This window comes from Desulfovibrio sp. (assembly GCF_019424165.1).
Classification (GTDB): domain Bacteria; phylum Desulfobacterota; class Desulfovibrionia; order Desulfovibrionales; family Desulfovibrionaceae; genus Desulfovibrio.
In genome coordinates this window covers 144,167-153,105 of the sequence record NZ_JAHZAA010000002.1, presented here as the reverse complement: position 1 = coordinate 153,105, position 8,939 = coordinate 144,167, and the positions used below count along the sequence as shown (strand labels likewise).

Annotated in this window: 9 protein-coding genes; 7 read left to right on the top strand and 2 right to left on the bottom strand. The window is 59.7% G+C overall.

Annotated features, from left to right (window positions below):
* The 7 genes from QZ377_RS01780 to fliW all read left to right on the top strand — a co-directional run.
* The coding region (locus QZ377_RS01780; protein WP_291439064.1) for a flagellar basal body P-ring protein FlgI at positions 1–173 on the top strand (173 nt) is incomplete at its 5' end.
* Positions 174–1,847, top strand: a complete 1,674-nt coding sequence (locus QZ377_RS01775) for a rod-binding protein (RefSeq protein ID WP_291438974.1) — start codon at positions 174–176, stop codon at positions 1,845–1,847.
* Positions 1,848–2,085: 238 nt separating this feature from the next.
* Positions 2,086–2,553, top strand: coding sequence for a flagellar protein FlgN (locus QZ377_RS01770; RefSeq protein ID WP_291438972.1), 468 nt, complete (start codon positions 2,086–2,088; stop codon positions 2,551–2,553).
* 3 nt (positions 2,554–2,556) lie between these two features.
* Entirely contained in the window at positions 2,557–4,704 is a 2,148-nt protein-coding gene (flgK, locus tag QZ377_RS01765; RefSeq protein ID WP_291438970.1) for a flagellar hook-associated protein FlgK, read from the top strand.
* Between the two features lie 169 nt (positions 4,705–4,873).
* Positions 4,874–6,412, top strand: a complete 1,539-nt coding sequence (locus QZ377_RS01760; protein ID WP_291438968.1) for a flagellar hook protein — start codon at positions 4,874–4,876, stop codon at positions 6,410–6,412.
* Between the two features lie 12 nt (positions 6,413–6,424).
* A complete protein-coding gene (gene csrA, locus QZ377_RS01755) occupies positions 6,425–6,661 on the top strand; it encodes a carbon storage regulator CsrA (protein WP_012625619.1) in 237 nt (78 codons plus the stop codon).
* Positions 6,640–7,140, top strand: coding sequence for a flagellar assembly protein FliW (gene fliW / locus QZ377_RS01750; RefSeq protein ID WP_291438966.1), 501 nt, complete (start codon positions 6,640–6,642; stop codon positions 7,138–7,140). Before csrA ends, fliW begins: the two co-directional genes overlap by 22 nt.
* Positions 7,141–7,487: 347 nt before the next feature.
* On the opposite strand, the gene QZ377_RS01745 is transcribed toward fliW, so the two are convergent.
* Both QZ377_RS01745 and QZ377_RS01740 read right to left on the bottom strand, forming a co-directional pair.
* On the bottom strand, positions 7,488–8,072 hold the full coding sequence (locus QZ377_RS01745; protein ID WP_291438964.1) for an OmpH family outer membrane protein: 585 nt from the start codon (positions 8,070–8,072) through the stop codon (positions 7,488–7,490).
* Between the two features lie 297 nt (positions 8,073–8,369).
* Positions 8,370–8,939 (bottom strand): autotransporter outer membrane beta-barrel domain-containing protein (locus QZ377_RS01740; RefSeq protein WP_291438962.1); only part of this gene is annotated, 570 nt, incomplete at its 5' end.

Here is an 8,939-nt window from a genome sequence, read left to right as displayed (position 1 = left end):
CAGAAACCAACGTGCGCGAAGAAAACCGCCACCTCATCATCATTGAAGGGGCCACCCTGCAGGAACTGGTGGATGGCCTCAACTCCATCGGGGCCACCCCGCGCGACCTCATATCCATTCTGCGCACCATGCAGGTTTCCGGTGCGCTGCTGGCGGAACTGGAGGTAATATAAATGACCTCTCCCCTGACCACCGGCCTTGTGCCGCATGAAGCCGGAGCGGCGGAAGTATCCCGCCGCGAGTTCCAGTCCCGCCTGGCGGGCATTGGCAATCTCAACGGCAAAAAAATGACGGAAGCGGAAAAAGAAAAAAAACTGCGCGAGGCCTGCGAAGGCTTTGAGTCCATATTTATCCAGAAAATGTGGCAGGAGATGCGCAATACCCTGCCCAAGACCAATATGCTGCAAGGCCGCGAAGAGCAGTTCTGGCAGAGCATGTATGATCAGGAACTGGCAAAATCCATGACGGCTGCGGGCGGCATCGGCCTTGCGGACATGATGTACGCGCAGCTTTCGCGCAACCTTGTTTCGGCCAGCCGTAGCACGGCGTCTTCTGTGGGCGGCGCGCCCTCGGGATTTACGCCCCAGGCAGCATCCATACTGCCCGCGGGAGGCAATGACGAAAGCGCCGCGGCAGATGGCCCCGGCGGCCTGTCGGCGTCCGGCGGCGGACAGGGTGGCGCGGGACACAGCGCCATGCGTGGCGGTGCGCCCATTCCTTCTGTGTATGATGGGATAGCTCCTGTGCAGGACGTGGGCGAGTCCGGGCGTATTCAGGTCTTGCCCGGCGGCATGGCTTCGGCCGAAACCGCCGGAGCTGCCGGTTTGCCTGCCTCACAAGCTGCCCAGGCGGCAGGTCCGCCCGAGGTGGAGCAGGCCCTTGCCGCCCTGCGCGCCCGGCAGGATACCGCGCAGGATAAAGAGCAGCACGCATCGCCCAACATGAATACAGGGCTGCATCTGGCCCGCGCCGCCCGCTTTGAGGCGGGCAGCAAGCTTGGTTCGCGCGGGGTGCTGCCCCGCACGCACCTTGCGCAGCCGCACCAGCCGCTTCAGGCGGCTCAAACGCTTCCGTCCGGCGGGTCTGCCGGACATGTGGGAAACATTCCGCCGCTCACCGGGCAAACCATGCAGGGCGTGACGGCGCAGCAGGCAGCGCAACAGGTGGCCGCCGGAGATATGCAGATGCTTATGGCCCAGAGCATGGGTACGCCCGCAGCCATGCAGGCGGCCATGAACAGCATGGCCCAGCCGGGCAATGCCGCAGCCTATTCCGCCGGGCAGCCCATGCCGCAGTCCATGCCGCAGTCCGCCCCACAAACCGGCGCTCCTGTTCCCCGGCCTCCCCAGGCTGCCCCGACGGGCGGCATCGTGACGCCCGGACCGTCGGTTCCCGGCGCCCTCGCGAGCGATCCGGGGCATGAGGCGCAGGAAGCTGCCGCGCAGGCGGAGCCGCATATACAAAAAGTGCGTTATACCACCAACGTGCCGCCCAGCAAGCGTAAAACATCCGGCAGCGCCATCCTGCGCAGTCTCAGCGCAGATGCTGTTGGCCCCAACAGCCGGGCGGGAGCCGGGCTGGCCGCCTATCACGCGCAACAGGCTTCACAATTGGCTTCACAGCAGGCAGTGCAGCCGTTGACGGCTTCTGCCCCGGCTGCACAGGGGCAAAATGCGCCTGTGGGAGCGGCATCGGCGCCAGTGGGCGGGCAGGTAGGCGCCATGACAGGCCAGCCGGTTGCAGCACAGCCGGGCATGGCGACATCCGCCCCTTCCGCGCAGCAGGCCCGGCAGGGAATGGAAAGCTACGGCATCCCACCTCTGACGGCCACGGACTTGCGGCGCTGACGCGCGCGATTGCCGCGCCCCGGGCCAAAGCCTGCGGCGCGAAAGCCGTTACGACAGGCCATGCGGCAGATTCTGCGGCGGGCAACTTTTGTGCCGCACCTCCGCGCCGTCGCAACCGCTTTACCTTCCACAGCGTTTCAGACCGGCAACAGGACGAGGCACGGAAATTGCTTGATTCCTGACGAGGCGGCAGATTCTGCCCGCAGCTTCAAAGTCCGGCCACCCAGTGAGGTTGACCATGTATACGATAATCCACACATCCCTGATACGTCAGAGCAAGGCCCTGTCCCTGCTGTGCGAGCTTATGGAAGAGGAATACGCCGCGCTGCTTGACCGCAACACCGATTCGGTGGTGGCGCTGGAGTTTTCCATTCAGGAGCTTATACGCCAGCTTGCGGCGGAAAAAGCCACGGTCATCACGACGCTGGCGGGAGTGCGCGTGGCGGAATACGCCGGTTCCCTGTCTTCTGAGGAGGGCGGGGCGCTGCTGGAACTTCTGCGCGCCATAGACAAGGCCGAACAGGGTGTGTCGCGCCAGGCCACGCGCAACAGCCAGCTTTCGCTGGCGCTGCTTGACCAGAGCAGCCGCACGCTTCAGGCACTCACAAGTCAGGCCATGCCCCCCAAGGCGGAAACCTACGGCCGGCGTGGCGGCATGCGTGTGCAGCATCACCCCGAGGCGGCGCTTATCTCAGGGAGGCTCTAGGTCATGCTTAACGGTCTGCTCAATATCGGCAAGACGGCTCTTGGAGCCTCACAGGCGTGGATATCGGTTACCGGCAGCAATATTGCCAATGCCGATACCGAGGGCTATTCCCGCCGGTATGTGGATCAGCGTGACGCCGGAACCATCACCGCCAAGCCGGGCGGCGAAAGTCTTGGCGTCAATGCCCAGCAGATCATGCGCTTTTTTGACGCCTTTCTTGAGCGCTCCTATGTGCGCCAGTCCACCAACTCTTCCCGCTGGAAAGAGCAGGACATGATCCTCTCTTCGGTGGAAAACCTGTTCAACGAATCCAACCGGGCGGGCATAAGCTCGTCTTTGGATAAATTCTTCAAAGGGTGGCAAGACCTCACCCAGTTGCCGGACGATAATGCCTATCGTGAAAGCCTGCTTTCGCAGGCCGACAACCTGAGCGACATGTTCAGCAGCACCGCGGCCGGGCTCAAGGCCATACAGAACGAGATGGATGTATCCATCAAGCAGTCTGTGGACCGCATCAACGCCCTGTCCCGGGGCATTGCCGACCTCAACAGGCAGATCACCACCAACACTGTTGACGGTGTGAGCAATCCCAACGCGCTGCTTGACCAGCGCGACCAGATGGTGCGCGAACTGGCAAGCCTTGTGGATGTGGAGACCATCGACAACGGCAAGGGCAACTTTACCGTGCAGCTCACCACCGGGCAGCCGCTGGTGCAGGGGCAGAACGTCAATGTGCTTGAGGTGATGGGGCCGCGCTCCGAAAGCCATCTGAGCGTCGGATCGGCCTATAAGGGTGCTATCGAATTTCAGGGTACGGACAACCACGAATATACTGTGGATATCGTCACCGGCGGCAAAGCGGGTGATGTGCCGCCACCCAGTTTTCGCGTGTCGCTCGACGGCGGCAAAACCTGGCTGCGTGATGAAGACGGCAAGGAAATGCGCTTTGAGATCACCGATACCGATGGCGACGGCAAGGTAGATCCCGTACAGGTAAAGAATCTCAAGATTTCTTTCACCGCCACAGACAATTTTACCGTGGGCGACCAGTTCGACATCGTGCCCATGAGCGGCCTGTACTGGATAGAGCCGACGCGCGGCCCGCAGAACGTCACGCCCCAGACCTTTTTTGACGGTTCGGAAAACAAGAACCGCGTTACCGGCGGCAAGCTGACTTCGTATTTTACCGTGCGTGACGACAATTGCGGCCGTTACCTTGATGAACTCAATGCCGTGGCCTCGTCCCTTATCTGGGAGGTCAACCGCCTGCACAGCCAGGGAACCGGCACGGAAATGCTGAATTATGCCCAGGGCTCGCAAAAGGTGCAGAGCACGCAGCAGCCCCTTGGCTCGCCCCAGGCCATCATGCCCTATGCGGACAGACTGCAAAGCGGCAACGTAAACATCTTTTTTTACGACAAGACCACCGGAGATTTTCGCAATACCGCCGCCGGAAGCAACACACTGGACTTCAGCTCCATCACGCCTCCCGGAACCGTGAATTTCGACCCGGCCTACCACACCCTGCAGGACGTGTGCAACGTCATCAACAGCAGCTTTCCCGATGCCAACGCGCCTGGCCTCAACATGCTCAAGGCGACCATCCAGGACGGCAAGCTGCTCATAGAGGCCAATCCGGCCTGCAACGTCAGTTTTGCCATGGGGGTGGACAGCACGGGGCTTATGGCCGCGCTTGGCATAAATACGTTTTTTACGGGCGACAGCGCTACCAATATGGCGGTGAACAGCCAGTTGCACAGCAATGTCAACCTGATCGCCGCCGGGGCCGTGAACGGGCAGAACCAGGCCAACAAGGGCGATAACGTCACGGCCACGGCCATAGGGGAGCTTGCCAGCAAAAAGGTGACGGTTTCCACCACCTGGAAGACCGTAAGCAACCAGAGCATCGGCGAATACTACGCTACCCTGGTGACCACCGTGGGCGCTGACAAAAGGCTTGCCAAAACCAATGCGGAATACCACAAGGCCCTCGCCACCGACCTTGAAGACCGGGTGACCTCGGTAACAGGGGTGAACCTGGATGAGGAAATGTCCAACCTCATAAAATTTCAGCATTCCTACACGGCAGCGGCCAAACTTATCACCACCGCTGACCAGATGCTGCAAACCCTGCTGGGCCTCAAGCAGTAGGGACCTGCACCGGAAGCCACATGCGCGCGCATGTGGCGGCCCGTTAAACGATAGCCTCAGCGTAACTGTTTCCAGACGCAATGCCGTCAGGCCTGTCCGTGGCTGTACAGGGGCGCTTTAAATACTCGGACACGTGTTTTTCCGGCGAGAATATGCTCAAGGAGTTGCCATGTCCATTCGCGTAACACAAAGCTCCATGTATAATACCATGGTGGGGCAGATGCAGAAGAGCCTTTCTTCATATATGGAAAGTAATGAACAAGGCTCAACGCAGAAAAAGATCAATCGTCCTTCCGATGATCCTGCGGGCATGTACCGTGTGCTCATGACCAGAGATGATATCAGCGCCACCAAGCAGTATCAGTCCAACTGTGATACGGCCAAGGGCTGGCTTGAACTGACGGATAACGTGCTGGGAACCCAGTTGAGCAATGCCATCATCAGCCTCAAGAGCCGCATGGAGCAGGCAGCCACCGGCACCACGGCTGATCAGCGCAAGCTCATTGCCCAGGAAGCGCGCGAAATTTTCGGCCAGATTCTCAACCTGTCCAATACGCAGTTCAACGGCAAGAGCATTTTTGCCGGGCAGCGTTACGATCTGAACGCCTACGAGCAGAGCCTGGGCCTGACCTGCTGGGATGATACGTGGAACAGCGAGATCAGCCAGGGCCATTACTCCATTGATGGCGCAAGCAATACCTCCATGATGATCCAGTTCACGGATGACGGAACCCTGGGTACGGATACGCTGACCTACCGCTGGTCCAAGGACGGCGGCGACACCTGGACCACAAGCACCGTGCCTGCGGGCAGCCGCACCCTGGTGGCCGATGGCGTAACCATTACTATGGATCAGGATATGGCCGTCAGCGCGGCGGATACAAGCCTCGGCCCCGGAGCCAAGAACGGCACGCTCGTCTATATACGGCCTACGGCCGTCTACCAGGGCGACGACAACGATCCGCCGCCGGAAATGACCGTCATGGGCGGTCCCGCCGGGCTGCAAACATCGGCCAACGGAGCTTTTGGCAATAACGTGCTGGTGCGTATGGACAATACCGTGGACCTGAACTCCACCGGCACGGCGTTCAATTATTCCTACAGCCTGGATAACGGCGGAACCTGGGTCACGGCTTCGGGCCAGACCACGGGGGGCGGCACTGTGCGCCTGCCGGTGCCGGGCGGCTATATGGACGTGGACGCCACAGCCACCAACCCGCCCACAAGCGTCATTGACGCTGGCACGCAGGTTCTCATCCATCCCTCGCGCGCCAACCTGAACCTTGAAATAATGCAGGGAACCTACATCTCTGTGAACAACGTGGGCAAGGATATTTTCGGGGGCTACTATCAGGGGCAGCCGGCGCTTGAGGGCGGCCAGAACCTTTTTGACGTGGTGGGCGAATTCATCGCCTACTGCGAAAACAATAATCAGGAAGGCTGCCAGAAAAGCCTGGCCGCCATCGAGCAGGCGCATGCCCATATTCTTGCGCACGAGGCCCGCATCGGCGGGCTGGAAAACCGCGTCAGCATGGCCCAGGACGTGCTCAGCTTTCAAAAGCTGGACCAGGAAGAACGATTGAGCTATACCGAAGACATCGACCTGACAGAGCTGCTGGCAAAGCTTACGCGGCAGCAGTTGACGTACCAGACGGTGCTTCAGTCTTCTTCTATGATCATGCAGATGAGTCTTGCCAAGTACATATAACAGGTAGCATCTATGCTTATACTGACGCGCCGCCCGGGTGAAAGCCTGTATCTCGGCGAAAACATACGCATAACCGTTCTGGGTATGCAGGGCAAACAGGTCAAGCTTGGCCTGGAAGTGCCGGGCGACACAACCGTTTACCGCGAGGAAGTGTATAAACGGGTTGTGGAGGAAAACCGCCGCGCCCTTGAAACCAGTAACAACGACCTTATGGTGGCTGCTGAATTATGGCACGAAACAAAGAAATAGAAATCGATACCCGCCTTGGCCGCCGGAGTGTCGATGCCGACAAGGTTGTACACTTTCCGCGCGGGCTGGCCGGTTTTGAAAATGAACGGGATTTCATCCTGTTGCAGATACGGCCCGAGGCCCCTCTGCTTATCCTGCAAAGCATGAACAACCCCGTGGTGGGGCTGCTGGTGGCTGATCCATACAGTTTTATGGAAAAAGGCGCGTATGCGCCTGCCATGGGCGAAGCCGAAAAGCAGCTTCTGCGCATATCCGGTCTGGATGAAGCCGCGGTTCTGGTTACGGTCACCATCCCCGCCGGGCAGCCCGGCGAGGCGGCACTCAATCTGGCCGGGCCGATTGTCATCAATTCACGCGAGCGTGTTGGCCTTCAGGTTCCCCAATGCTCTGATGGCCCGCAGCAGATATACATGCACAGCCTTAAGCCCGTTGGCGAAAACGGGCCGGCAGAAAAAAGCGACGCCGCGCCTGCGGAATAGCTGCCCTTGCCGCCCTTGAGGGGCGCAAGTCTGCACCGGTTTTTTGCAAGGCCCCTTTTTCAGTTATTGAAAAAGGGGCCTTGCTTTTTGGCGTTGTCTGTTTTGTTGGGCGGGCGCGTTTCAGTCAGTGTACTGCGCAGGCACTGATGATTTCCAGCAGGGGCAGCAGCCAGGCAGGGCTGCGCTGTGTTGGCATTGTGCGGCGCGCAGGGGATCATCGGGCGAAGCGGGGAAGCTCCGCACACAAGTCGCGCAGCCCGTAACAGGCCCCCTCTGCCGCCCGCCGCGCGGGCGTCCCAAACAGGGACAGTCGTCATATCTCAAACATCAACGGCTCCATACCGGAATTATTTTTTCTTGGGGCTTGCCGTGGTTTCCGCAGGTTGGCGCTGTTTGGCGGACGGCGCCGGGGCAGCCGGGCTTTTTTCTGCGGCACTGTCGCCGCCTTCGATATGCACCGTCGGCAGTGCCGCAAATGCGGGTTCATGCAGATTCATGGCCTCCATGACGGTTCCGGTAATGTCCATGCCGGGTGCCGCGTCCAGCAGGCCGCTGCGGGTCAGCACCATTTGTGCCTTGTAGCTTTCGCGCCAGCGGGCTGCTTCTGCCTGCATGTGGTTTACAACGACCTGTCTGGCCGCTGCTTCTTCCAGCGCCATCTGGTTGCGCAGGGCGCGCAGGCCCTGAACCAGTGCCTGCTCACGCTCTTTCGGCGGCGCGGCGGCGTAAGCTTTTTGCAGTTCGTTCCAGCCCGCGTTCAGGCGCTGGCGGACGGCATCAAGATGTTTGGCGGCGGCATGGGCCGCGCGGGATTCGCGCAATACGCGGTCCACATCCACCACCCCGACCTTGGGCGGATCACTGAAGTTGAGGCATCCTGTGAGAAGAATGCAGAGCAGCCCCAAGGCTGCAAAACGTATTTGTTTTGTCATAAATGCACCTTGGCGGAAAAAAACCGTCCGCGCCCAAGGAAGGGCAGGGCGTGGACGGCACACAAGCCGTATGGGCGCTTGTGGTGTTATGCAAACATAAGCGGGGCGGCGTAAGCCGCCCCGCACCGGATGTTTATGGTCTGTTATGCATTACTGGTTAAAGAGCCTCTTGCAAACGCGCAGTTGTTTCGTTTGGCAAGGCGCGGTCTTTTTTTGAAGCAGGAGTAGGCTTTTCCGCCCTTGGCTGTTTCAAAGAAAGTAAAGCAACGCCGCCAGACGGAATAAATCAGCGTTTTCCTAGAACTCGTAGCGGACCGTGCCGAACACACCGTGCGAAGTGCTGTGCTCAGAGGCCTGTATGTTGTAGTTCACGCCAAGGCTCAGGTTGTCATTGCCGAAGTCAAGGCCAAGGCCACCCGTATAGCTCATGTAATCCATTGTATGGGTGTCCAGCTCGGCCTTGGTGCCGGTTCCGGTAAAGCGGATCTTGCTCTTGGCTTCAATATCGCCGGTGGCGGGAATGATGCCGAGGTCAAGGTTGGGCTTCACGTACCAGCCGTTGCCGGTTTCAACCTGCTTGCTGAAGGTCACGCCGATGGGGAATGTCCAGATATTCTGGTTCATTTCATCCCCGCGCATGACGGTGCCGTTGCTCTTCACGTCGTAGGAGTCGGTGCTCACGTACATGTAGCGCACGCCCAGATGGGGGATGATGTCCACATATTGGGTGTTGAGCTTGTATTCGGCACGCAGGCCGGTGCTCAGGGCGTATGCCGTGATGTCGCTCTTGAGGTCGCGCATCTGCATGGCCCCGGGCAGTTCCTGCTTCACCTTGTTATAGGTGCTGGTGTAGTTGACGTCGGCGGT

What these genes read in the sequence shown, in the direction of transcription:
- QZ377_RS01775 (WP_291438974.1), top strand. Translation starts at nt 174, where the DNA reads ATGACCTCTCCCCTGACCACCGGCCTTGTGCCGCATGAAGCCGGAGCG.
- QZ377_RS01770 (WP_291438972.1), top strand. Translation starts at nt 2,086, where the DNA reads ATGTATACGATAATCCACACATCCCTGATACGTCAGAGCAAGGCCCTG.
- flgK (WP_291438970.1), top strand. Translation starts at nt 2,557, where the DNA reads ATGCTTAACGGTCTGCTCAATATCGGCAAGACGGCTCTTGGAGCCTCA.
- QZ377_RS01760 (WP_291438968.1), top strand. Translation starts at nt 4,874, where the DNA reads ATGTCCATTCGCGTAACACAAAGCTCCATGTATAATACCATGGTGGGG.
- csrA (WP_012625619.1), top strand. Translation starts at nt 6,425, where the DNA reads ATGCTTATACTGACGCGCCGCCCGGGTGAAAGCCTGTATCTCGGCGAA.
- fliW (WP_291438966.1), top strand. Translation starts at nt 6,640, where the DNA reads ATGGCACGAAACAAAGAAATAGAAATCGATACCCGCCTTGGCCGCCGG.
- QZ377_RS01745 (WP_291438964.1), bottom strand. Translation starts at nt 8,072, where the DNA reads ATGACAAAACAAATACGTTTTGCAGCCTTGGGGCTGCTCTGCATTCTT.